This window comes from Streptomyces sp. NPDC058880 (assembly GCF_042742535.1).
Taxonomy (GTDB): domain Bacteria; phylum Actinomycetota; class Actinomycetes; order Streptomycetales; family Streptomycetaceae; genus Streptomyces.
In genome coordinates this window covers 76,910-101,298 of sequence record NZ_JBHYMC010000008.1, presented here as the reverse complement: position 1 = coordinate 101,298, position 24,389 = coordinate 76,910, and the positions used below count along the sequence as shown (strand labels likewise).

The 24,389-nt window shown below is 73.0% G+C and carries 18 protein-coding genes; 6 read left to right on the top strand and 12 right to left on the bottom strand.

The features are described from left to right. Positions 1-42: 42 nt before the first annotated feature. The 8 genes from fxsT to ACFW2G_RS07305 form a co-directional block, all read right to left on the bottom strand. Positions 43-4,044, bottom strand: a complete 4,002-nt coding sequence (gene fxsT, locus ACFW2G_RS07340; protein WP_384446911.1) for an FxSxx-COOH system tetratricopeptide repeat protein — start codon at positions 4,042-4,044, stop codon at positions 43-45. After that, positions 4,028-5,419 (bottom strand): TIR-like protein FxsC, encoded by a 1,392-nt coding sequence (locus ACFW2G_RS07335; protein WP_157840305.1) that lies wholly within the window; start codon positions 5,417-5,419, stop codon positions 4,028-4,030. Before ACFW2G_RS07335 ends, fxsT begins: the two co-directional genes overlap by 17 nt. A gap of 43 nt (positions 5,420-5,462) precedes the next feature. Beyond that, a complete protein-coding gene (locus ACFW2G_RS07330; RefSeq protein ID WP_037925663.1) occupies positions 5,463-6,305 on the bottom strand; it encodes an AAC(3) family N-acetyltransferase in 843 nt (280 codons plus the stop codon). Then, positions 6,302-8,554, bottom strand: a complete 2,253-nt coding sequence (gene fxsBH, locus ACFW2G_RS07325; protein ID WP_384580550.1) for a radical SAM/SPASM protein FxsBH, inactivated beta-hydroxylase extension form — start codon at positions 8,552-8,554, stop codon at positions 6,302-6,304. Before fxsBH ends, ACFW2G_RS07330 begins: the two co-directional genes overlap by 4 nt. 28 nt (positions 8,555-8,582) lie before the next feature. Continuing rightward, positions 8,583-8,804: an FXSXX-COOH protein gene (locus ACFW2G_RS07320; protein ID WP_384446916.1), complete on the bottom strand. Its 222-nt coding sequence runs from the start codon at positions 8,802-8,804 to the stop codon at positions 8,583-8,585. A 236-nt stretch (positions 8,805-9,040) separates the two neighbouring features. Continuing rightward, complete coding sequence (locus tag ACFW2G_RS07315; protein ID WP_384580548.1) at positions 9,041-9,358, bottom strand: hypothetical protein; 318 nt, start codon at positions 9,356-9,358, stop codon at positions 9,041-9,043. Positions 9,359-9,534: 176 nt separating this feature from the next. Continuing rightward, complete coding sequence (locus tag ACFW2G_RS07310) at positions 9,535-10,437, bottom strand: alpha/beta fold hydrolase (RefSeq protein ID WP_037925666.1); 903 nt, start codon at positions 10,435-10,437, stop codon at positions 9,535-9,537. Between the two features lie 329 nt (positions 10,438-10,766). After that, positions 10,767-11,807 carry a membrane protein gene (locus ACFW2G_RS07305; RefSeq protein ID WP_037925668.1) on the bottom strand — a complete coding sequence of 347 codons (1,041 nt, stop codon included), beginning with the start codon at positions 11,805-11,807 and terminating at the stop codon, positions 10,767-10,769. 163 nt (positions 11,808-11,970) lie between these two features. On the opposite strand from ACFW2G_RS07305, the gene ACFW2G_RS07300 reads away from it, so the two are divergent. The 3 genes from ACFW2G_RS07300 to ACFW2G_RS07290 all read left to right on the top strand — a co-directional run bounded on the left by ACFW2G_RS07300 (position 11,971) and on the right by ACFW2G_RS07290 (position 17,533). Next, positions 11,971-15,516 carry a DNA polymerase III subunit alpha gene (locus ACFW2G_RS07300; RefSeq protein ID WP_384580546.1) on the top strand — a complete coding sequence of 1,182 codons (3,546 nt, stop codon included), beginning with the start codon at positions 11,971-11,973 and terminating at the stop codon, positions 15,514-15,516. Beyond that, the gene (locus ACFW2G_RS07295; protein WP_384580543.1) at positions 15,513-16,517 is read left to right on the top strand and encodes a hypothetical protein; all 1,005 of its coding nucleotides are present in this window, start codon (positions 15,513-15,515) and stop codon (positions 16,515-16,517) included. The genes ACFW2G_RS07300 and ACFW2G_RS07295 overlap by 4 nt, the downstream gene beginning before the upstream one ends. A 155-nt stretch (positions 16,518-16,672) precedes the next feature. Beyond that, entirely contained in the window at positions 16,673-17,533 is an 861-nt protein-coding gene (locus tag ACFW2G_RS07290) for an esterase/lipase family protein (RefSeq protein WP_384446928.1), read from the top strand. Positions 17,534-17,576: 43 nt separating this feature from the next. Here the strand turns inward: ACFW2G_RS07290 and ACFW2G_RS07285 are convergent, their stop codons facing one another. Next, the gene (locus tag ACFW2G_RS07285) at positions 17,577-18,647 is read right to left on the bottom strand and encodes a lytic polysaccharide monooxygenase (RefSeq protein ID WP_384580541.1); all 1,071 of its coding nucleotides are present in this window, start codon (positions 18,645-18,647) and stop codon (positions 17,577-17,579) included. Positions 18,648-18,881: 234 nt separating this feature from the next. Beyond that, positions 18,882-19,364, bottom strand: a complete 483-nt coding sequence (locus ACFW2G_RS07280; RefSeq protein WP_384446932.1) for a DUF402 domain-containing protein — start codon at positions 19,362-19,364, stop codon at positions 18,882-18,884. Positions 19,365-19,548: 184 nt separating this feature from the next. Between ACFW2G_RS07280 and ACFW2G_RS07275 the strand changes: the two genes are divergently transcribed. Further along, positions 19,549-19,938 carry a GntR family transcriptional regulator gene (locus ACFW2G_RS07275; RefSeq protein ID WP_031154007.1) on the top strand — a complete coding sequence of 130 codons (390 nt, stop codon included), beginning with the start codon at positions 19,549-19,551 and terminating at the stop codon, positions 19,936-19,938. 98 nt (positions 19,939-20,036) lie between these two features. On the opposite strand, the gene ACFW2G_RS07270 is transcribed toward ACFW2G_RS07275, so the two are convergent. Further along, on the bottom strand, positions 20,037-21,167 hold the full coding sequence (locus ACFW2G_RS07270) for a DUF5925 domain-containing protein (protein WP_370466586.1): 1,131 nt from the start codon (positions 21,165-21,167) through the stop codon (positions 20,037-20,039). A 169-nt stretch (positions 21,168-21,336) separates the two neighbouring features. Between ACFW2G_RS07270 and ACFW2G_RS07265 the strand changes: the two genes are divergently transcribed. Continuing rightward, positions 21,337-22,140: an SGNH/GDSL hydrolase family protein gene (locus ACFW2G_RS07265; protein ID WP_037926423.1), complete on the top strand. Its 804-nt coding sequence runs from the start codon at positions 21,337-21,339 to the stop codon at positions 22,138-22,140. On the opposite strand, the gene ACFW2G_RS07260 is transcribed toward ACFW2G_RS07265, so the two are convergent. Further along, positions 22,110-23,825 carry a serine/threonine-protein kinase gene (locus ACFW2G_RS07260; protein WP_384580538.1) on the bottom strand — a complete coding sequence of 572 codons (1,716 nt, stop codon included), beginning with the start codon at positions 23,823-23,825 and terminating at the stop codon, positions 22,110-22,112. The two genes, ACFW2G_RS07265 and ACFW2G_RS07260, sit on opposite strands and share 31 nt — an antisense overlap. Positions 23,826-24,115: 290 nt before the next feature. Between ACFW2G_RS07260 and ACFW2G_RS07255 the strand changes: the two genes are divergently transcribed. Continuing rightward, positions 24,116-24,385, top strand: coding sequence for a hypothetical protein (locus tag ACFW2G_RS07255; protein ID WP_172671376.1), 270 nt, complete (start codon positions 24,116-24,118; stop codon positions 24,383-24,385). The last annotated feature ends 4 nt before the right edge of the window (positions 24,386-24,389 follow it).

Sequence of the window (24,389 nt, the reverse complement as noted above, 5' to 3'; positions counted from 1 at the left end):
TGGCCGGCGACAGGGCCCCCGGCCCCGCCGCCCGCCGTCGGATCACACGGCGAGGGGCTCCAGGTCCCGGTGGACCCGCCGCTCGTCCCGTGCGTACCGGGTCAGGCTGTGGTCCTCGCCGAGCATCCTGGCCAGTTCGACCACCGCCTCGGTCCGCACCCGGGCCGCTTCCTCCGTGCGGCCCATCGAGTCCAGGCTCACCGCCATGTTGGAACTGCTCGCCAGGGTCTCCGGGTGGAGCGCACCGAGCGCCTCGCGCAGCCGCGGCACCGCGAGGCGCTCCAGCTCCAGGGCCCCCTCCGGGTCGCCCTGGTCGGCCCGGGCGTTGGCCAGGTTGATCGTGGCGAAGGCGGTGTGCGGGTGATCCGCGCCCAGCACCTCCCGCATCAGCCGGATCGTCTGCCGCAGCATCACCTCCGCCTGCTCCGCCGCCCCCGTGCCCCAGAGGAAGACCGCCAGGTTGTTCACGGCCGCGAGCGTGTACGGGTGCCGCTCGCCCGGGACCTTCATGTACTCGTCCACCGCCTCCTGCGCCAGGTCCCGCGCCCCGCCCGGGTCGCCGGTCGCGAACAGGTCCGAGGCCAGGTTCAGTTCGCAGGAGAGCAGGTCCGGGTTGACCGAGGTGTACTTGGCCCGGTAGCGGGCCCGGGTGGCCGTGGTGAGCCGCAGGGCGTCCTCCAGCTGGCCGGCCCGGCGCAGCGACACCGCCAGGTTCTTCGCCGCCGACAGGGTGCCGGGGAAGCCCCGCCCCAGCGTCCGCTTGTAGATCTCGTACGTCCGGCTGAGCAGCTGCACCGAGTCCTCGTACCGGCCCACCTCGCGCAGGTCGCGGGCGAGGTTCTGCGCGGACGACAGGGTGTAGGGGTGCTCCGGGCCCAGCACCTCCGTGCGCAGGTCGTACACCTCCTGGTCGATCTCGCGGGCCCTGCTGTACTGGCCCACCAGCCGCAGGTTCAGCGCCAGGTTGTTCGCGGCGGCCAGGGTGCGCGGATGCGCCTCGTGGAAGATCTGGCTGAACCCCTCGTGGGCCTCGGTCGCCAGCTCCATGGCCTGCGCGTACTGGCCCAGCGCGCCCAGCGTGTTGGCCAGACCGCTCGTCGTCATGTAGGTGTGCGGGTGCGAGGGGCCCAGGACCGCCTTCTGCCGCTCCAGGGTGATCTCGTCCAGCTCCTTCGCCTCCACGAACCGGCCCTGCGAGCGCAGGATGTTCGACAGGTGAAAACGCAGGTACAGGTACTGAAGGTCGTCGTTGCCCAGCATCTCCTTCCAGGCTTCGCGCAGCTCCTCGCCGAGCTGGTAGGCGGCCTTGAAGTCGCCGCGCTTCCAGAGGTAGCGGACCCGGTCGATCAGCAGCCTGCGCGTCTCCGGTTCCTTGCAGTACCGGGCCTCGGACGGGGTGAGGTGCGACCAGATGGTGTTGAACCGCGGCCACGTCTCCGGGTTGTCGATCGGCTCGTCGTCGTCCGGCCGGGCACCGGCCAGGATCCGGTGGACGGCGTGCCGGGCCTCCCGCTGCTCCTCCTCCGGCATCTGCGACCGGATCACGGCCTGCACCAGCCGGTGCACCTGGATGCTGTTGCTGACCTGGTCGACCTTGGCCAGCGCGAACCGGCCGATCTCCCGGATCACCCGGCCCAGCACCAGCTTCTCCTGGAGCGAGGCGTCGTACGGCTTGAGGGCGTCGATCATCTCCTTGCTGTAGAGCAGGTTCGCCGAGATCGGCTCGGGCGCCAGGAAGGCACACAGCTGCAGCAGCCGCACAGCGGCCGGCGAACGGGACTGGAGCCGCTCTATGGAGATGTTCCAGGTGGCGGCCACCGGCTCCGGGTAACCGGGCGGCTGGTTGAGGGCCAGCACGCTCGCCGCCTGCTGGGCCAGCTGCTCCAGGTACGCGGCCACCGGGGTTGCGGTCTCCGCGATCCAGGCACCCGCCTGCTCGACCGCCAGCGGCAGGTCGCCCACCGCGATCGCCACCTGCTCGGCGTCGTCCGTGGTGAGCCCGGGGGCCCGGCGCTGGAGGTGCTCGACGGACTCCTCGCGCAGGAACACGTCCACCGGGAGCGCGTCGCCGTACTGCGACCAGGACTGGTTGCGGGAGGTCACCAGCACGTGCCCCGGACCGCCCGTCGGGAAGAACCGCTTCAGGGACTCCGGATCGTCCGCGTTGTCGAAGACCAGCAGCCACCGGGAGGAGGGCACCCCGCGCCGCAGCAGGTCGATCGCCTCCTGTGAGGCGGCCGCCATGTCCTCGCCCGTCTGCACCCCCAGCCGTACGGCCAACTCCGCGAGCGCGGCGACCACGTCGTCGGTCTGCTCCGAGGAGATCCACCACACCAGGTCGTAGTCGGCCATGAACCGGTGCACGTACTCCAGGGCCACCTGGGTCTTGCCGACGCCGCCGAGGCCGAACAGGGTCTGCGGCTGCGGGAGCACCACGGCCATGCCGCCGCCGAGCTGGTCGCGCATCCGCTCCAGCACCATGCTGCGCCCGGTGAACCCGGGATTGCGGGGCGGAGCGTTCCAGATCTTCGGAACCGTCCCCGGGAAGCGGGGCCCGGCGTGCGAGGAGCCTGCCACGCTGTCCGGCAGGGCCATGGGCCGCTCCACCGCGCGCAGCAGGGCGGCGGTGGCGTGCACCTCGTCGAGCCGGAAGAGGTCCACCGGGTTGCGGTCGATGTACGGCGTGGACAGCCGCACGTCGCCCACCCTCAAGGGCACCAGCTGGCGCCGGCCCCCGGTCGGGTCCTCGGCGGCCGCCCGCTCCCACACGTCCACGGCCCGGGCGGACTTCAGGTAGGCCGTGGAGAGCAGCACCACCGTGCGCGCGGCGGTGTCGACGCTGATGCCCGTGCCGCCGCCCAGGGTGTCCCCCGCGGAGCCTGTGCCGCCCGACGGCGGCGGCCGCTCGGCCGAGACGTCCTTGGGCACCACCCGGAAGCCCGCCCGGGTGAGCACCGACTCGATCCAGTCGGCCCACATCCGGTTCTCGGCGACATAGGACAGGAACAGGTCGGCCGGCAGCGCCGGGCGGCGCCGGGTGAAGGCGTCCCTGATGCGCAGGCGGACCTCCTCGCCGATGGCGGGCATGGAGGTGATCTCGCCGTCGGTGACCACGGCGGTCAGCCGCTCGAACGCCGAGAGCAGGGAGTTGGTCAGCCCGGCCTCGTCGCCGAAGGTGGCCAGCGTCTCCTCGTAGGCGTAGTAAGGCCGGTAGGGGATTTCCACCGCGCCCCAGTAGGACGTCAGCTCGTCCCCGAGCAGGCCGCCCGGGAACCGGTCGAACTTGAGCCGGGCGAGCGCCCGGCCGGCGTCCGCCTTCTCCTTCTCGCCCTCGTCGATCCGCATCGGGACCGGGTAGATCTTGATGCCGCGGTCGTTGAAACGCTCGTCGATCTGGCGGGCCACGGCCGCGGCGCCGTCGATGGACTGGTCGGACAGGGTGAAGCAGTCGACCAGGACGTCCGGGAGGTGAACGGTGCAGATGTCCGCGATGTCGGACAGACCGGTACGGCTGTCGATCAGGACGTAGTCGTAGTTCCGCTTCATGTCGGCGCGTAAGGCGTCGAAGAACAGGCCGCCGCCGAGCCGGTCATAGAAGTTGTCCCAGTCGAAGGTGGACACCGTCGCCGAGTACTCGCGGTTCTGCCGTCCCGCCGAGACGAAGTCCAGGGTGCCGCCGTCCGGGAACTCCCAGCCCAGGATCTCCGGCGTGAGCGAGACCGCGTGCGGCTGGATACGCGCGTAGTCCTTGTGCCAGTCGTCGGCACGCGCCACCGGACTGGTCGCGGCCCACGCGTACTCGCTGATCAGGTCGATCACCCCGGTGGTGGCCCCGAGCGTGGAGGGGTCGAGGAAGGGGTGGAAGAAGCGGTGCAGGCCCGGGGCCTCCAGGTCCCAGTCCACGGCCAGCACCCGCTTGCCGTTGGCCGCCAGGATCCAGGCGGTGTTGGCCAGCGCCATGGTGCGGCCCGTGCCGCCCTTGTACGAGTAGAAGGTGACGATGCGCCCGTCACGGCCTTCGCTGCTGTCACGACTCGCTGTCATCCGCGTCCCCCCGGTCGGTGTCGTTGCTGTCGTTGCCGTCGTTGTGGCCGCCGAACGCGTCGGGCGGAAAGGGCGCCCTGGGCGGGGAGGACGCAGGTCCGTCCATCCCCATCGGCCCCAGTAGCCGCGGTCGTTCGATGCGGGTGTTCCCGGCCGGCAGGTAGACCTGGGCGTGTCTGAGGAACTGCTGCGCCGCGGCCTCGACCACCTGGGGCAGGATCTGTCCGAGGGTCTCCATGTTGGCCACCCCGTTGGCGGCGGCCCGGCAGGCGGCGCGGCCCTGTCCCATCTTGACGGGCAGGGTCTCCTCCAGCCGCCGTGCCAGTTCGAGCTCCTTCGCGCGGCTCTGGCGGTCGTAGCGGTTCCACGGCACGACCACGTTGACCCAGGGGCGGGACTCCTGGTCGAAGGCGGCCAGGCGCTGGCGGCGGTGCTCGTCCTCCACCACCCAGCGGTCGACGATCAGGATCTCCGGCCGGGTCGGCGGCTGCTTGCTGTCGTAGTGCCCCGCCTCGTCGTCGAAGGAGCCGATGCTGGTCTGGTAGTTGAGGTTCTTGACCAGGTCCTCCGCGACGTACGCGATGGGCCGCTGGGCCACCGGATGGTACGGATTCCACTCCAGTGCGCTGTCCCCGTAGTACTCGGGGCTGCGCCCGTCCGGCAGGTCGTGCCGGGAGGCCGCGGCCACGGTCACGTGGAGGGTGCGGGCGGGGCTGCTGCCGGTGGGGCCGAAGGCGCTCGGCACCCCGCGGTAGTCCAGCGGGCGGACGGGTTCGAGCCGGACCGTCTCGGCGACCCGGACGATGCGTTTGGCGAGCTCGTACACCGCCCGCTCGTACTGCTCGGCGTACCCGCGCAGTTTGATCAGCCCGTACAGCCCGTCGGTGACATAGCGCTCGCCGAAGGTGTTGTGGTTGAACTGCAACCGCTCAGCCGGGCCCGGCAGTTGCGAGGGGGGGACCGGCACCCACAGCGCGGGCACGATGGCCTCGGCCGGCTGGTTGCTCAGCGCCCCCTGGTGGATCGCCCGCTGCGCGAAGGCGTACCACTCCTTGCCGCACATCTCACTGGCGAAGTACCGCGGCGAGAACAGCGGGACGAAGACCCGGCAGGTGGCGAGCGCCGCCCCGAGCCGCTCCGACCAGCCCTCGCCGCTGCGTATCTCCCGGTCCATGAAGCCGGCCTCGGCCCCGGCGGGCAGGTCCGTCAGCGCCATGACATGGCTGCAGAGATCACGGAACAGGCGCTCCACCCACATGTCGGGGTCGGGCCCCCCGGCCCCGAACCTCGGTGTATGCGCGTAACTGAGAAAAAAATACGGCTGCACTGATGCGGGCACACGCCCCCCGTCCCGAAGATGCGAGCGAAGAAACATCATTCCGGAGCTGCTTCGCCACATCCCCTCATCGTTCAGTCAATCAGCATCGGTTTTCGGTCATCCAGTCAAGGGCGTGGTCAACGGCTTCCGGGACGGAGAAGAGCATGGCCGACGCCCCGCCGACCCGCCCCCTGCGCACCCGCGAATCCGGGAACGCCCTGCCGATCTCGGCGAAATCGCCGTCATCCAGTGCGACGTCCTCGTATGCGGTCCACTCCCCCTCCTGGCGGGACCCCTGATACCCCTCCGAAAGATTCACCTTCACCACACACTCGTACATGCGCAAGGGGGGCTTCGGAATTCGATACTCCGCGAGATGGAAAGCGGTGCAGACGGAAAACCCCACATTGATCATCAGTACCTGTCCGCCCTCCCAGCACAGCTTTCCCAGGGGTGACTCCTCACCCAGGTGGCTTTCCAGGCGGTGCCCGTCGCAGAGCCGCTCCGCGTCCGCGCCGAGCGCGGCGAAAGAGGTCTGCGGGTGGGAGCTGCGTGCGGCGCCCGGTGCGGTGCGGACGGCCTCGGCGAGCGAGCCCATGCCCTGGCTGGGGGTGCTCGCCGGGTCGAAGGCGGGCATCCGCTCGACGAAGGCCCGCACCTCGGCCTCGTCCATCCCGGCGATCCGCTCCAGGTGGGCGTCGGAGGTCCGGGAATTCTGCGGGGTGAACGCGGGCACGACCAGGGTCCCGCGCGGGCCCAGGACGCCCGTCAGGGCGTCGCGCAGCTGCTCCGCGCGCAGCCCGGTCCCGCGCAGCGAGGCGTGGACCAGGAGCTGCATCCCCGGCCGTACGCCGAGCAGCCGCAGCTGCACCGCGAGCTGGAGGGTGCCCGCGGCCCGGCGGCCCCGCCCCGGTCCGGACGGGGCGGGGGAGTGGCCGCTCATGCGTCGACCGCCTTCAGCTCGTAGCGCAGCTCGGCCACCAGCTGTTTGCCGGTGACCGTCAGCTCGGCCGCGGCCGAGAGCCGGTCCAGGGCCTCGTGGATGAGGTCCGAGCCGCCCGGCTCGGGCCCCGCGGTGGCCCGCCGGTACGCCTCCACCGCCACCCGCTCGTGCACGTCCGCCAGCAGCCGTGACACGGGTACCGGGCGCGACCGCCACGGCGACGGGTGCTGCCACTCCCCGTCCAGCGCGTACAGATCGGTCACCTCGGTCAGGGCGCGCAGCCGGGTCCGCCGCCGTCCGGTCAGCAGCGCGAGCGCGGTCTCCCGTACGCCCGCCGCGTACGGCACCCCGAGCGCCCCCGGCCCGTGCCGGCCGGCCTCGCCCCAGCCGCCGGCCCGCGGGCCGCCCGCGAGCGGGGTGAGCGTGGTCAGCCCGACCGCCGCCGCCCGGGCGAAACCGGGCACCGCCTTGTGCAGCAGCGCCCAGGCGCGGTCGAGCCGACCGCGCCACTCCTCGGTCTCGCCCGCGCCGAGCCGGAGCCGGGGCGGGCGGGGGAAGCAGTTGCGGTAGGGGTCGAGGTCCTCCAGCGCCACCGGCGCCGTGCCCGGGCCGGGAGACCAGGTGCGTACGGGCTGCCAGCGGGCGTCGCCCGCCGCCGGTCCGAAGCGGTGCTCGGAGCGGCCGTCCCGGGCGGCGTAGCCGTCGTCGGTGACGCGCAGGGAGGCCCGGCCCTCGGTGCCCGGCTCCCCGAGCCGCAGCAGGCCGAGCGTTGGCAGGTACACCTCGCCGTCCCGGTAGGCCACCTCGGCCGGCAGGTCCAGCCCGCCGCGCAGCACGGCTGCGGCGGCCAGCGCGGTGAGCCTGCGGGCCGCCTCCGCACCGCCGGGCCGGCCGTCGCGCGCGGCGTCCAGCGACGCTAGCACCCAGGTCCGGGTGTACGGGTGGTCCAGTACGGCGTCCAGCGCGTCGGCGCCCGTCTCTCCGGCCCGCTCCACGGCGCCCACGAGCTCCCAGGCGTGCGCCCATGCGGGGTCGCGGGCCAGGTCCGTGTTCAGCCGGGCCAGCAGGATCCGGGTCAGCTCCTCCTGGGAGCGGGTCAGTTCGGCCGGGTCGGACAGCTGCGGGGCGGTCTCCCGGTGCGCCGTGCGGCCCTCGACCCCGTCGACCAGTTCGCGCAGGTCGGTGCAGTACACGGAGGGGTTGTCGAAGCCGTTGGGGTCGCGGTAGCGGTGGGTGTAGAGGCCGCCGCCGCACGAACGTACGACGGGGCAGCCGCGGCACGACTCGCTGACGCCCGCCAGGCCCAGCTGCCGGGCGCGGACCCCGGGATGGGCCGCGACCTGGTCGAGAGCGTGGTCGAAGACGTTGAACCCGGTGGCCGCGGCCCCCTCGAAGGCGCTCTTGAGGGAGTCCACCTGTTCCAGGGTGCCGTCGGTCTCGACGACGACGAGGTCGGTGGGGGCGAGGCCGAGCGACTCGGTGAGGCTGGGCCCGCCGCGCAGCGTGGACAGGAGGGACTCGAAGAGGCGGACGGGGACCGGGCGGCCCAGCCGCTCCCAGTGGTCGAAGACCCGCAGGAGCCAGCGGGCGTAGGCGTCCGGGGCGTCGTCGGGCCGGGCGGGCGGCGTTTCCCAGGTGGCGTGCGGGAGGAGGAAGTCCACGCGTGGGGGTTCGAGTTCGACCAGCGCGTCGAGCACGGCGACGGGGTCGTTGGCCACGTCCACGGTGCAGAGCAGGCCTTGGTAGAGGTGGCGGTAGGGCGCGGAGCGCAGCAGACCCACGGCCGCGAGGACCAGCGGATGGCTCGTCCGGCCGTCCGCGAAGCGGCGGTGGCGGTCGTTGGCGGCGCGGTCGCCGTCGAGGGAGACTCCGACCCGGACGCCGTACTCGGCGAAGAGGTCGAGGTATCGGGTGCTGAGCTGGAGCCCGTTGGTGTGGATGCGCAGGTCGAGTGCGGCGATCCCGGTGAGCGCCCGGCTGAACTCCTCGCAGACGAGTCGGAGCCGGGCCGTGCCCGCCAACAGGGGTTCCCCTCCGTGGAGAATCACCGTGACGGAGGGGAGAGCATGGTCACGGGCATGTTCGGCGAGCCTCGACGCGGTCTGTGAAACAACCTCCGGCGAGATCACTTTCGGCCGGGCTCGCCAGCTCTGATCTGCGTGTTCGTAGACATAGCAATGATCACAAGCAAGATCGCATCTGCTGTGAACTTTCAGGACGATCTCGCGAAATGCGATCAGGCCGGTCATTTGGCCAGTCTAGAGCTCTCGCTCCGCCTCAGAGTGCGGAGTTGAAGATCGGTGCCTGAACCGGACGGCCGGATTCTGCCGGGAGCACGCGATCGAGCGTCGCGACCGCGGACGCGGTTCCGATGTCGATCTTGGCGAGCGGGACCCGGCGGGCCTTGACCGTGCTGGTCGGGGGGGTTGCGGAAGTGTTCACGACACCGTCCTCGGGGAAGCCATAGGGAATGGGCATGTGAATGACAAACAGCGGCATGCTGCCGTCAAGCGTGGACTTTACTAGGCCACACCCCATTGGCAACCGAGACATGACGCCTGGTCAACCGTTCTATAGCGAGTGAGGCGTATTTCCCGAGGTGGCTTGTTCGGCCGTTCGCCGGACGGCAAGATCCAATTCTTCCGGCGGTGGAACCGGCAGGGGTTCGCGCCGGGCCGGACAGGGCTTCCGGGCGGGCCCGGCGCCGGGCGGGAACCACCCGTGACCTGGGCATTTCAGGGGGCGGTCGAAGTCCTGGCCGGCCCGGAGGCCGTGGTCACCGGCCCCGACGCGGGGTCAGGAGCCGCCGCGATGCCCGTCGAGGCCGCGGAGACCGCCCGGCCCGAGGGCCGGGGTTCGGCTGCGGCCGGCTGCCTGCCGTCGCCGCCGAACAGCAGCATGAGGACCGTGACGACCGCGGTGCCCGCGCCGATCGCGCCCACGAGGTCGCCCTTGGGTGCGGTGCCGGACCGCGCGTGCTTGTGGACGGCGTACCCGACGAGGAGTCCGGCGCCGAGTACCGCCATGCCGATGTCGTCGATGTGCAGGATCATGGGAGTGGCCTTCCAGGCTGGTGAAGTTCGGCCATGTCGAGCCGCATGCCGGCTCGGGGTAGGCGGACTTTAGAGGCCTCACGCCACTTGCAACCTGATACATGGCGGCTGATCAACCGTTCGACGGCGAGCGCGGCCACGTGCCCCTCGGAGGGGCCTGTGAGGGTGAACTGCCCTCAGGCGGGCTGCTGTTCGCTCAGCTCCGGTGCGGGGAGGTCGCGCAGCAGCCAGTTGAGCACGTCGGGCAGTGCGCGCAGGGCCGCGAAGTGGGCGGCGGTCGGCTCGATCGTGGCGGTGGCCCCGGGGATCCGGCGCGCCAGCCAGCGGGAGTGACCCACGGGGGAGAACACGTCGAGCTCCCCGTGCCAGATCAGCACCGGACAGCGGATGTCGGCCGGGTCGAAGCCCCAGGAGCGGCTGGAGGCGAGGACGTCGTCGATCCAGCCGTACGCCGAACGGCGCAGCCCCTCACGGTAGTTCCGCAGCAGCATCGACCGCAGCCCGGCGTCCGAGACGATCATGCGATCGTTGGCGGTCAGTTCCCGGCGCAGTTCGTCCAGCAGCCGCCCCGGGTCCTTGCGGATGCCGGCGGCGCGCGGGATCAGCCGGGCGGCCAGTTCCTCGGGGTCGGCGAAGGCGGTGGTGTACTCCTTGACGTTCGACGCCGCCATCCCGGCGAACCAGTCCAGGTCCTCCGCGTCCCGGGGAGCCAGCCCGACCATGGCCGCGGTGCGGGTGACCCGCTCCGGCAGCAGGGCGGCGCAGGCGAGGGCGCCGGCGGCGCCCCCGGAGCGGCCCGCCACGGCGAACCTGTCCAGACCGAAGGCGTCGGCCACGGCGGCCACGTCGTGGGCCACGTCGGCGACGGTGCGGCCCGGATGACGGTCGGAGCCGCCGTAGCCGGGTCTGTCATAGGCGATGAGCTGCATCCGGCGCTGGTAGAGGACCATGCCCCGGGGGGCCGGTCCCAGGCGGCTGCCGGGCATGCCGTGGAGCAGGAAGACGGGTCTGCCGTCCGGATCGCCCCAGCGCTCCACGGTCAGAGCGCGCCCGTCCGCTGTGCGCACCTGATCGCGCACGCGCTCCCTCCCTCACGATCGGTGTGGGTCGTCATGCCGATTGTGCTCGCTGGGGGAGGAGTGCGGTAGGGCGCACTTCGGGGGTGGTTCTTGTGGAGGTTCCCGGGTGCGTGCGCCGTCGTCCGGTGGGGTTCGCGCTGCGGGAGCGCTCCGGCCGGAGGCGGCCGGAGGGGCGGGGTCGGCCCGGAGGGGCGGAGGCGGCCGGGGCGGCGGCCCGTGCCCGCGGGGCGGTTCGGTGCGGTCGGGGGCGTGGTGGAGGGGCGGTGCCCGGTCGGACGATCGATCCCCGCCCGGTGGCACCGCGCACCGGCTCGCCGGCGCCGGCGGCCTCACTGTCGGTCGAGGCCCACCGGGGAGCCCGGACGGCCTCGGCGGAGGGCCGCGCAGGCCAGGGTGACCGCCGAGCCGACCGCCGCCCAGGCGGCCAGCACCAGCATCGGCCCGCCGGCGCCGTTGCCGCGGAAGTACGTGATGGAGCGGGCGGCATACGTACCGGCGCCCGGTGGCAGGGCCGGCCCGATGGTGCTCCAGAACGGCGGCAGCAGCGGGTAGGGGTAGGCGCCGCCCGCGCTCGGGTTGCCGAGCACCACGACCAGCAGGATGGCCAGGCCGATGCCGACCACCCCCGCCAGCCCCTGGAGGGCGAGGGTGATCGCGCCGACCGCGAAGACGACCAGGGTGCCGAGCCCCCACAGGCCCCAGATGCTGCCGGGCAGTGCGTCCAGGACCGGGCCGGCGATGACCGTGCCGAGCAGTCCGGCGGCGATCGCGTACGCGAGCAGCGCGCCGAGCCGGATCACGGCGCGGTGCGTGTTGGCGGGCCGCGCACCGGCGCTGATCGCGAGGATCGCGGCGCACAGGTAGCCGCCCACGCACCAGCCGATGACGAGGTAGAAGGAGCTCAGGCCGCGACTGTCGCCCTTGGCGGCCGGGGCCACGTCGGTGACTCGCACGGTCCGCCCCTGGGCCCGTTCGGCGGCGCCCACGACCTCTTCCAGGGCCTGGGACAGCGAGGCTCCGGCGCCCGAGGCGACCAGCAGCCGGTCGGTCCGGCCGGCCGGGTCGATGATCAGCGCGCCGTCGACGTCCCGGTCCCGTACCCCGGCGAGCGCTGCTGCCTCGTCCTCGACGACCCGGGGGGCGAGCGGGTCTCCGGGCAGGGCGCCGAGCTGCTGCGCGGACCGCTCGGCCACCGGCGCGGCAGGCGCGGTCACCGCGATGGGGATCTCGCTGGGCCTGGGATGGTGGAAGGCCCCGATGTACGAGGTGATGAAGGCGAGCTGGAGCACCAGCACACCCAGGACGAGCAGCGCCGCCCGGGTGGTCACGGCGTCCTTGATCTCGGCGAGGAAACCTTGGGACGGGGTCATGTCTCACACGCTCGGCGTGCGGGGGACGGGCCGCAGCAGGGGCGGGCCGAACGGATGACACACCCCCACCCAGGTGCTCGAACAAGTGTTTCGCACGGATATTCGATTTGCTCTATGGTGGAGAGCGGGGGTGGTGTTCGACGAGCGAAGCAGGAGGCCGCGGGTGCCTGGTTTTACGCATCTGCACACCGTTTCGGGGTTCTCCGTGCGCTACGGAGGCTCGCACCCGGAAAGGCTGGCGGAGCGTGCCGCCGGGCGGGGTATGGACGCCCTCGCCCTGACCGACCGCGACACCCTCGCGGGCGCGGTCCGGTTCGCGAAGGCGTGTGCCGGCGTGGGCATCCGGCCGCTGTTCGGCGCGGACCTGGGGGTGGCCCCCGCCGCCCCCTCCGCGGCGGGCCCGGCCGGGCCGGGGGGCTCGACCGTGTCCGCCGCGGGCGGCGGTCCGGGTGAGGCCTCGTATCGGCGGCGCACCCCCGTCAAAGGTGGGGCCTTCCTGGGCGAGTCCGCAGCCCGGGCCGTCTTCCTGGCCCGGGACGGGGCCGCCGGCTGGGCCGAGCTGTGCCGGATGGTCACCGCCGCCCACGCCGGGGCCGCCGAGGTGCCGCTCGTCCCCTGGGACGCCCTGCGCGGGGAGGGCGTCTTCGTCCTGCTCGGGCCCGGCTCCGACGTGGGGAGGGCACTCGCGGCGGGCCGCCCCGACCGCGCCGCCCGGCTGCTCGCACCCTGGCGGGAGGTCTACGGCGACTCCCTGCGCCTGGAGGCCGTGCACCACGGCCGTACCGGCACCGGCCCCGGCTCGCTGCGGCTGGCCGCCCGTACCGTCGGCTTCGCCGCCGAGCAGGGCGTCCCGGCCGTGCTCACGAACGCCGTCCGCTACGCCGACCCCGGCCAGGGGCCGGTCGCCGACATCCTCGACGCGGCCCGCCGCCTGGTGCCCGTCGACCCCCGTGGCCCCCTCGACACCGGCGAGCGCTGGCTCAAGGCCCCCGCCGCCATGGCGGAGGCCGCGGACCTGATCGCCCGGGCCGCCGGTCTCGGCCCCGCCGACGCCCGACGCCTGCTCGCGCAGACCCGGCACACCGCGGAGGCCTGCTCCGTGGACCCCGAGGACGACCTCGGCATCGGCTCCGTGCACTTCCCCGAGGCCCGCCTCGTCGGCGCCGCCCACCGCAGCGCCCAGCGGGTCCTCACCTCCAGGGCCTCCGCCGGCATGGTGCTGCGCGGCTACGCGGGCGACCCCGCCTACTGGGAGCGGATGCACCACGAGCTCGACATCATCGCCCACCACGGCTTCGCCTCCTACTTCCTGACGGTCGCCCAGGTGGTGGACGACGTGCGGGAGATGGGCATCCGGGTGGCGGCCCGCGGCTCCGGCGCCGGCTCACTCGTCAACCACCTGCTCGGGATCGCGCACGCCGACCCCGTCGAGCACGGCCTGCTGATGGAGCGCTTCCTGTCCAAGCGGCGGCGCGTCCTGCCCGACATCGACATCGACGTGGAGTCCGCCCGCAGGCTGGAGGTCTACCGGCGGATCATCGACCGGTTCGGTGCCGAGCGCGTCGCCACCGTCTCCATGCCCGAGACCTACCGGGTCCGTCACGCCGTCCGCGACGTCGGCGCCGCCCTGTCCATGGACCCGGCCGTCGTCGACCGGCTCGCCAAGGCCTTCCCGCACATCCGGGCCCGCGACGCCCGCGCCGCGCTGGAGGAACTGCCCGAACTGCGCGACGTGCGCGGGCAGTCGTACGGGCGGCTGTGGGAGCTCGTCGAATCGCTGGACGCGCTGCCGCGCGGGATCGCCATGCACCCGTGCGGGGTGCTGCTCTCCGACGCCTCGCTGCTCGCCCGCACGCCGGTGGTCCCCACCAGCGGGGAGGGCTTTCCGATGTCCCAGTTCGACAAGGACGACGTGGAGGAGCTCGGGCTGCTCAAGCTGGACGTGCTGGGGGTGCGGATGCAGTCCGCGATGGCGCACGCGGTCGCGGAGATCCGGCGCGGCACGGGGGAGGAACTCGACCTGGACGACCCGGTGCAGGTGCCGCCGGGCGACCGGGCCGCGTACGAGCTGATCCGCTCGGCCGAGACGCTGGGCTGCTTCCAGATCGAATCACCGGGCCAGCGGGACCTGGTGGGGCGGCTCCAGCCGTCGACCTTCCACGACCTGGTCGTCGACATCTCCCTCTTCCGCCCGGGACCGGTGGCCGCCGACATGGTGCGGCCCTTCATCGAGGCCCGGCACGGACGGGCCCCGGTGCGCTTCCCGCACCCGGACCTGGCCGACGCGCTGCGCGAGACGTACGGGGTGGTGGTCTTCCACGAGCAGATCATCGAGATCGTGGACGTCATGACCGGCTGCGGCAGGGACGAGGCCGACCGGGTGCGGCGCGGTCTGTCCGACCCGCCGTCACAGGCGCGGATCAAGGTCTGGTTCGCGGCGAAGGCGACCGAACGCGGCTATCCGGTGGAGGTGATCGCCCGTACCTGGGAGATCGTGGAGGCCTTCGGGTCGTACGGCTTCTGCAAGGCGCACGCGGTGGCCTTCGCCGTGCCCACCTACCAGTCGGCGTGGTTGAAGGCGCACCACCCGGCCGCCTTCTACGCCGGGCTGCTGACGCACGATCCGGGGATGTACCCGAAGCGGCTGCTGCTGGCGGACGCGCGGCGGCGGGGCGTGCCGGTGCTGCCGCTGGACGTGAACCGGTCGGCGGCCGCCCACCGCATCGAACTGGTGTCCGAGGAGGGTGGTGTGTGGGGGCTGCGGCTCGGGCTCGCCGACGTCCACGGCATCAGCGGGGCCGAAGCGGCCCGGATCGAGTCCGGGCAGCCGTACGCCTCCCTGCGCGACTTCTGGGACCGGGCCCGTCCGGGGCGCCCGGTCGCCGAACGGCTGGCCCAGGTGGGCGCCCTGGACTCGTTCGGCGCCAACCGGCGCGATCTGCTGCTCCACGTGACGGAACTGCACGGCGCGCAGCGGGCCGCCGGCGCACGCGGCTCCCAGCTCCCGCTGGAGGGCGGCCGGTCCACGGCCTCCGTCGGGCTGCCCGACCTGACCGATGCGGAACGGCTCAGCGCCGAGCTCGGCGTCCTCGGCATGGACACCTCACGGCACCTGATGGGCGACCACCATGCCTTCCTGGCCGAGCTGGGAGTGATCCCGGCCCGCCGGCTGCGGGAGACCGAGCACGGGCGGACCGTACTGGTCGCGGGCGCCAAGGCGGCCACCCAGACCCCGCCGATTCGGTCCGGGAAGCGGGTCATCTTCACGACCCTCGACGACGGCACGGGCCTGGTCGACCTGGCCTTCTTCGACGACAGCCACGAACGGTGCGCGCACACCGTCTTCCACTCCTTCCTGCTACTGGTGCGAGGTGTCGTGCAGCGCAGGGGCCCGCACAGCCTGAGTGTGGTCGGGGCGGCCGCGTGGAACCTGGCGGAGCTGGTGGAACTGCGGTCGGCGGGCGGCCTGGACGCGGTCGCCGCCCGTCTCGCCGAGCCGGCCGGCGGTCCCTCTGGCGGCCCCACCGGCGAACCGGCCGCCGCGGGCCGGAATGCCGCCGACGGGGAGCCGGCCGCGAAGGAGCCCGGGCGCACGATCCGCATGTCCACGGGATACGAGATGAACCCCTGGGCCGATCTCCGGCCGCCGGGCACCGGCCCCGCGACCGGCCGCAGGCTGTGGCACTCCAGCCCGGGGAGCGCGGGATGAGCGCCACCGGGAAGACCGTGATGTGCCTGCGGCTGCGCCCCGCCGGCGGAGGACCGCTCGGGGCCGGGGAGTACGCCGGGGTGCTCGCGCTGCTCGGCGGGATCACCCCGGCCGTGCAGGCCCTGCCGCCCGACACCGCCCTCGCCGACGTTCGGGGCGCGCTGCGCTACTTCGGCTGCGACGCCCGCCGGTTGGCCGCCCTGATCCGGGTCCGGGCCCTCGCCCTGCACGGGGTAGACGCCGCCGTCGGCGTGGCCGGCAACCCCATGCTGGCCCGTGCGGCGGCCCGCGAGGCCCGGCCCGGCGGGACCCTGGTGCTCCCCGAAGACCCGGCCGCCGTGCGGGACTTCCTGGCGGACAAGCCCGTCACGGCACTCGACGGGGTCGGCGCCGGGGCTGCCCGCACCCTGTGTTCCTACGGCCTCGACTCCGTCGGCCGGGTCGCCGCGGCCCCGCCCGCAGCCCTGCGGCGGATCCTCGGCGCTCGGCTCGGCCGCGAGGTGCACGAGCGCGCCCTCGGGATCGACCGGACCCCCGTCCGGCCGGGCTCGGCCGCCCGGACCCTCGCCGCCGAGCGGCTCTTCGACCGGGACGAGCTGGATCCCGCACGGCATCGGCGGGCCCTCCTCTCGCTGACGGAGGAGCTCGGCGCGAAGCTTCGTACACAAGAGGGCGGGCGGGTGTGCCGCGTCCTGACGCTCGGCGTCCGCTGCGCCGACCGCACCACGCTCACCCGGACCCGCACCCTGGCCGAGCCCACCGCGCACTCGGCCGCCCTGACCGCCGCGGCCTACGCCCTCTACGGCGGCCTCGGCCTGCAACGGGCCCGGGTCCGCGCGCTGTCCCTGCGGGTCGAGGGCCTGATCCCGGCCGAACGGGCCGTGCGGCAGCTCAGTCTCGACCCCGAGGACGAGAAGGCCCGCCGCCTGGAGGCCGTCACGGACCGGGTCCGTACGCGGTTCGGACCACACGCCATTGCCCGCGGCACGCTGGCCGCCTGACGGATGGTCGGACGACACACCAGTTTTTACCGACGCGTAACTTCCCTGTTTTGCTACTGGCCCGTAATTTAGCGGCAGCAGCCCCCCTTGTGATCCGGATCACGGGACGAATCCCCACGCTCATCCCCTTGAGTCGACCGCAAGGAGATCACACGATGCTGCCCTGGAGACGCCTGCTCCGCCCGCTGGCCGTCCTCGTCCTCACCGCCGCCGCGCTCGTCGCCCCCACCGGCGCGGCGCAGGCCGCGTCCGCCCCCAGCAGTGGCTGGAACAACTGGTCCTGCAAGCCGTCCGCAGCCCACCCGCGCCCCGTCGTCCTCGTCCACGGAACCTTCGGCAACTCCTGGGACAACTGGCTCGGGCTCGCCCCCTACCTCGTGCACCGCGGGTACTGCGTCTACTCGCTCGACTACGGCCAGCTGCCCGGCGTGCCCCTCTTCAACGGGCTCGGCCCCATCGACAAGTCCGCCGAACAGCTCGACGTCTTCGTGGACAAGGTGCTCGCCGCGACCGGCGCCCCCAAGACCGACATCATCGGGCACTCGCAGGGCGGCATGATGCCGCGCTACTACCTGAAGTTCCTCGGGGGCGCGCAGAAGGTCAATGCCCTGGTCGGGCTCGCCCCCGACAACCACGGCACCACGCTGCTCGGTTTCACCAAGCTCCTCCCGTACTTCCCCGGGGCCGGCGACCTGATCAGCAGCGCGACCCCCGGCCTCGCCGACCAGATCGCCGGCTCCGCCTTCCTGCAGAAGCTCAACGAGGGCGGGGACACCGTGCCCGGGGTCAAGTACACGGTGATCGCCACCAAGTACGACGAGGTGGTGACGCCGTACCGGAGCGGCTTCTTGGAGGGGCCGAACGTACGCAACGTCGTGCTCCAGGACCTGTGCTTCCTGGACCTCTCGGAGCACGTCACCATCGGGCTCACCGACCGGATCGCCTGGCACGAGGCGCTCAACGCCCTCGACCCGGCCAACGCCGAACGGACCACCTGCGCCTCGGTGTTCGACTGACACCGGGTGCGGGCGGTCCGCTCCGGGGACCGGTCCGGTTCGGCTAGCGCCCGTGGCGGCCCGCCGTCGTCGCACGGCGGCGGGCCACCGCGAACAGCACGGCCGCACCGGCGACCAGGGCGCCGGCCCCGGCGATCGCGATGGACGGGGTGGCACTGTTGCCGCCGGTCTCGGCCAGGTTGCCACCCGCCGAGGAGCCCGAGCCCGCCGGGTCCACGGAGCTCGCGGAGGCGGGCGAGGACGTGGACGGGAGGAGCGCGCCGGCCGCGCCGTTCGTCTTCGGGCCGTTGTTGCCGTGGCCGTTGTGCTCCACCGAGGACTTGCCGGCGCCGTCGGAGATCTGCTGGTCGGTCGGGGCGGAGGGCTTGTCGGACGGCTTCGACCCGTTGCCGTTCCCGTTGCCGTTCCCGTCGCCGGACCCGTTGCCGGTGCTGGGCCGGGTGCTCGGCGCGGCCCCCGTACCGCCGTTGTCCTTGCCGAAGACCACGTCGGAGCAGGTGTAGAAGGCCTCCGGGCTGTCGGAGCGCTGCCAGATGCTGTAGATCAGGTGGCGGCCGGACTTGTTCGGGACGGTCCCGGAGAACACGTAGTCGCCGCTCTGCATGCCCGGGTCGGTGGCCTTCGCGAACGGCGCGGGCTCCAGGTCGGACCACTTCAGCGGCTTCGACGGGTCGTAGCCGTCCTTCGTCACGTACAGCTCGAAGGAGCCCTTGTGCGGAGCCGTGCCCTTGTAGCGGAAGGTGTGCGGACCGGCGGACATCGGGCTGGCCGGCCAGTCGCCGCGGGCGAGGTCCAGGCCCCGGTACTTGTCGTTGCCGGCCGAGCACAGCCGGCCGTTCGGGATCAGCGTCCGGTGGTTCCCGGCCGCGTTGGCGATGTTGACGGCGTTCCAGTCGTAGAACGCCTGGGTCCCGCTCGCGGCGACGGCCGCCTTGCACGCCGCCGACTTCGGTGACTCCGGTCCCTCCGCGTAGCATGCCGCGACCCGGCTGACCGGGTCGGTCATCGAGCCGTGGGCGGCCGCGGGAACGGCGGCGTACGCGGCCAGCGCGAGCGGGGCGAGACCGGCGGCGGCGATGCGGATCGGCGTCACGGTACGGCGGCGTGCGGGCATGAGCGGGTCTCCTTCGGGCAAGGCGGGGGCGCGCCTGCGGAAGCGGGCTCGGCGGCGCCGCCCCCCGGCGGCGCCACGACCGGCCCTTCCTGTCCTGGCCCCGCCAAGCTAGCCCCCGGACCACGCCTTTTCGCCGCACGGACCCCCCAGAGGAGGATCCTTAGGCTCCGCTTAAGGCAGGGACAAGCACCGCCTCAGGAACCGCCCCCGACCCGCGCGGGAAGGCCGCCGCAGCTAGGGAAGGAGCGCGGCCAGGCCGGGCTCCGAGCGGGCCAGTTCCTCCAGGGCGTCCAGGGCGCGGACGGCCTGGCTCGCCGCCTCCGGGTCGCTCGTCGCGAGCCCGCTCTCGGCGAACTCGTCCTCGTCCAGCCGCAGGACGGTTGTCCCGTCCGCCGAGACCCACAGGTCGAGGTCCAGGTCCTCCACGAGGATCTCCCCGCTCTGGATGTGGACCGGGCGCGTCACGTCGCAGTACCAGCCCTTCAGGACGCCGTCGCCCGTGCGCACCTCCTTGACCGCGTACCAGCGGGTCCGCCAGAAGTGCTCGGTGAACACGTCGCCCGGCTCGAAGCGGACGAAGCCGAAGTCCCGCACGCCCTCCGCAGCCCACGGGGCCCGCACGGAGATGCGGTCGCCGTCGTCGGCGACCCGCGTCGCCGGATAGCGGATCTTGGTCCGGCCCGCCTTGGTCAGGACGACGGTCAGCTGTTCGGTCACGGTGTCCCCGGCCTCCTCGTGCAGTGCGTCTCGGTCGCGTAGATCTCGTACCCGAACCACCGGCTCGGCGCCCGGAGACTGTCCGGACGGAGATCGCGGATCGACCCGGTCATGCGGCAGACGCTACGGGCGGCACCCTGGCCGGCGCCTCCCAATTGACCGGCGATGGTGGACAATCACCCCCGTGAGCTCGACGAACCTGAAGATCACCATCGACGGCTCGGCCGGGTCGGCCGCCCCGTACGAACAGCTGCGCGCGCAGATCGCCGCCCGGGCCCGGTCCGGGAAGCTGCCGGCCGGCTTCAAACTGCCGACGGTACGGGGGCTGGCGGAGGACCTGGGGCTGGCCGCCAACACCGTCGCCAAGGCCTACCGGGCACTGGAGGCCGACGGGGTGATCGAGACGCGGGGCCGCAACGGGACCTTCGTCGCGGCGGCGGGGGAGGGGGCGGCGCGCGAGGCCGCCTCCGCTGCGCAGGCGTTCGCGGAGCGGGTGCACCGGCTGGGGCTGACGGAGGCCGAGGCGGTCTCCGCCGCCACCGAAGCGCTCCGGGCCCGGTACGCCGCGAAGTAGGCCCGGCCGCGGCCCGGCCCGTGACCAGGCCCGCGGGGCTCCGCCCCGGACCCCCGCGCCTCTAACACCGGCGGGGCCGGATTCGGGCCGCCGGAGGCTTACAGGTACAGCCCCGCCTCCGAGTGGGGCTGCGGGGGCAGCACCGCGGCCGGGCCCGCGCCACGGCGCAGGGCGAACAGTTCGGCCAGGGTGGCGCCCTCGCGGGAGACTCCCTCGTCGGTGCCCAGCCAGTCCACCGCCTCACGGTGGGTCAGCCGCCCGACCTCGATGCGGGCCAGGCAGCGCCCGGGGCGGACCACCGCCGGGTGGAGACGTTCCAGGTCCTCGTTGGTCGTCACGCCGACGAGGACGTTGCGGCCCTGCCCGAGCAGTCCGTCCGTCAGGTTCAGCAGCCGCGACAGGGCCTGGCCTGCCGTGTGCCGGGCCTCGCCGCGGATCAGTTCGTCGCAGTCCTCCAGCAGCAGGAGCCGCCAGCGGCCCTTCGCCGTGCCCTCGTCCTCGCCGATCGCGATGTCCATCAGGTAGCCGACGTCGTTGAACAGCCGCTCCGGGTCCAGGACGCAGTCCACCTGGCACCAGTCCCGCCAGGACCGGGCCAGCGTGCGCAGGGCCGAGGTCTTGCCCGTGCCCGGCGGCCCGTGCAGCAGGAGCAGCCGCCCGGCGATGTCGTCCGGGGTCACCTTCATCAGCCGGTCCATGGCTCCGGCGACCGGCGCGGTGTAGTTGGGCCGCACCTCCGCCCAGGTCCCTGCGGCGATCTGGCGGGTCGTCCGGTACGGGCCGCGGCGCGGCGAGACGTACCAGAAGCCCATCGTGACGTTCTCCGGCTGGGGTTCCGGCTCGTCCTGTACGTTCTCGGTGGCCTCGCCGAGCACGCTGGAGGCGAGTTCGTCGCTGACCGCCGTCACGGTCACGTCCGCGCCCCGGCTCCACCGGGAGACGAGCATGGTCCAGCCCTTGCCCTCGGCGAGGGTGGCGCTGCGGTCGCTGTCGCGCGCCGAGCGCAGCACGGTGGCCTCCGGCGGCAGGAGGGTCGCCTCCGCCTTGACCCGTTCGATCGAGACGCTGTGCGAGTAGGGCTGCTCGCCCGAGGCGAACCGGCCGAGGAACAGCGCGTCGACGACGTCCGACGGTGAATCGCTGTCGTCGACGTTGAGCCGGATCGGCAGCGCGTCATGCGGGTTGGCTGGCATGGCGCCCATGATCCGGCACGAGGTGCCCGCGTGCACGCGTGTTTCGCCGGATCGGGTGCCAAGTTCCCTCTTCAAACGCGGGGCGGGTGAAGATTCCGGCCGCAACTCCACTCCGAACATTCTTGGCATGGACACTTCCGGCGACTCCCGGCTGCTTGTACCAACGACTCAGGAGCAACCCCCACAAGGAGCCGCACACATGAGCATGAGAATGTCGCGCTTCGCTGCCCTGACCTCCTCCCTCTTACTCGCCGCGGGCGCCGTGCTGTTCGGCGCCGGCCAGGCGGCCGCCGCCCAGGCCGACTTCGGCTACGTCGCCCTCGGCGACTCGTACTCCTCCGGACTCGGTGCCGGCAACTACGACGGTGCGAGCGGCAACTGCAAGCGCACCAACCGCGCCTACCCCGCCCTCTGGGCTGCGGCCCACTCCCCGCAGACCTTCGCCTTCACCGCCTGCTCGGGCGCCCGTACCGGTGATGTGCTCTCGGGTCAGCTCGGCCCGCTGAACTCCGGGACCGACCTGGTCAGCATCACCATCGGCGGCAATGACGCCGGATTCTCCGACGTCATGACGACCTGTGTGCTCCAGTCCGAATCCACGTGCGTCAACCGGGTGAACCAGGCCAAGGCCTACGTGGACTCCACCCTTCCCGGACTGCTCGACCGCGTCTACGACGCCATCGACAGCCGGGCTCCCTCCGCCCGCGTCGTCGTCCTCGGCTATCCCCGCTTCTACAAGCTGAACGGCACCTGCATCGCCGGTCTGACCGAGGGCGAGCGCACCGCCATCAACGGCGCGGCCGACCACCTCAACGCCGCCATCGCCAAGCGCGCCGCGAGCCACGGCTTCACCTTCGCCTCGGTCGTCGGCTCCTTCACGGGCCACGAGATCTGCTCCGGCAGCCCGTGGCTGCACAGCGTCAACTGGCTGAACATCCCCGAGTCCTACCACCCGACCGCCGCCGGACAGTCCGGCGGCTACCTGCCCGTCCTCACCAACGCCGCCTGATCCGGCAGACCGGCCTCCGGTGTCGCCGCGGCGCTCGGCGTCGGCGACACCGGAGACGGGCTCCCGCCGGGCGAGGAGGCCCCGCCCGACGGCGTCGCCTTCTCGCACGTCACGGAGGTCGCCACCCAGGAGGTGGCGACCTCCGCCGGGCCCCGCACCTCCAGCCGCACCGCGTCCTCGAAGACCCCGTCGGGCAGGTGGGTGAACTCGGTGTGCTCCAGCCGCCGGCTCTTCGGCCCGGCGGCCTCGTACGTGACGGACTGCCAGCCGGGCCCGGAGCTCCGCCCGCTCCGCGTGGCCCAGCGGTACTCCAGCACCACCGGGACCCGCTCCACCTCGACGGTCGCGCTGAAGGCGGGCGCCTGCCCCGGGGGCGGCGGGCAGTTCCCGGCGTACGCGGTGCGCACCGCGTCGACGTACACCGACACGTGCCCGTCCGCGCTCGGCGAAGCCGGAGCCGGAGCCGGGGACGATGCGGGCGCGGAGGCCGGCGCCGTCCCCGTGGAAGCCGTGGCGGGAGCCCCGGCGGTGGTGGCCGGGCCCGTCGGGGCACCCCCGTTCCCACCGCCGCCGCCCGTGTCCCCGAGGTCCTTCAGCAGGACCCAGCCCAGCGCGGCCAGGGCGAGCAGCAGCAGGGCGATCCCGGCGACGAGCACCGGTCCGGCCGCGCCCCCGCCTCCGCCCGCACCCCCGGCCGCGTCTCCGCCCGCACCCCCGGCCGCCGGAGTCCGGCCGGGTGCGGGGGGCGGTGCGGGCCGGGGCCCGTACGGCCCGCCGCCCTGTGGTTCGTGCCCGAGGCGGGCCGTCGGCATCGCCGGGGTGGGCCCCGACACCGGTCCGCCGGAGGCCCGTACGGTTCCGCCCGCGCCCACCACCCGCAGCATCCGGGCCGCCTCCGCCGCGTCCAGTCGCTGCGCCGGATCCTTGCGCAGCAGCCCCGCCAGTACGGGCTCCAGCGGACCGGCCCGGCGTGCCGGGGGCGGATCCCCGTCCACCACGGCCCGCAGCGTGTCCAGTGCGGTTGCCTGTCGGAACGGCGAGACCCCCTCGACGCAGGTGTAGAGCATGACGCCGAGCGACCACAGGTCCGACCCCGGGCCGGGTTCGCGTCCCAACGCCCTTTCCGGGGCGAGGAACTCGGGGGAGCCGACCACCTCGCCCGTCATGGTGATGGCGGAGGAGCCCTCCAGGCTCGCGATCCCGAAGTCGCCGAGCACCACCCGGCCGTCGTTGGCGACCAGTACGTTGGCCGGCTTCACGTCCCGGTGCAGCACCCCCGCGTCGTGCGCCGACCGCAGGGCGGCGAGGACCTGCTCGCCGATGTGGGCGGCGCGCTGCGGGGGCATCGGCCCCTCCGCCTCCAATACGTCGGCCAGCGAGAGCCCGCGCACCAGCTCCATCACGATCCAGGGGCGGCCGTCCTCGGAGGCGACGTCGTAGACCGTGACCACTCCGCGGTGCGAGACCCTGGCGGCGGCCCAGGCCTCCCGCTCCAGGCGCCGGTACATACGGGCGAGTTCGGCGGGGTCCAGCCCGGCCGGTGCGCGGACCTCCTTGACGGCCACGTCTCGGGCGAGCACCTCGTCCCGGGCCCGCCACACCACGCCCATGCCGCCGTGGCCGATCTGCTCCAGCAGTCGGTAGCGGCCCGCGACGACATGATCGGAGTTGGATTCCTCACTCACGCGAGCCCCCCGAATGCTTCCGTGCGCCCATGCGTCATCGTCCGGTCACTCCAAGTTAGCGCAGTGTGCATGAAGTGGCCCCTGTCGTGACGAGACTCGCGCCGGGCTCTTCCGGAGCGTGATGTCCGTACCGGATCCTGTGCGGAGAGTAACGGACAACTCCGCTGAGTAATCGTCAACTCCCCCTCGTGGCAGGGGTAATTCACACCACCGGGATACCCGGGGGCAATGCGGGGACGATAGGGTTAACCTGCCCGGGCCGGGTGCCCTCGTACGGGTGGGGAGAGATCATGGAACAGATAGCAATGCGCAGCAGGCCGCCACGCGTGCCTGCCATCACCTGCGGCAGCAGTGCGACCAGCTCGCGCCTCGACCGCCATCTCGCCGTGCTGGGCGGACCCGCCGTCCCGCACCGGGAGGCCGCGGAGGCGACCCTGCTGATGCGCGAACTCACCTCCCGCGACCATACGCACCGTCTGCGGAGCCGGAGCGCGCGCGTCTCGCTCTTCGCGCCGCTGCGCCGCCTGCGTCGCACGCTCTTCGGCAGCCGCCGCTCGTAACAGC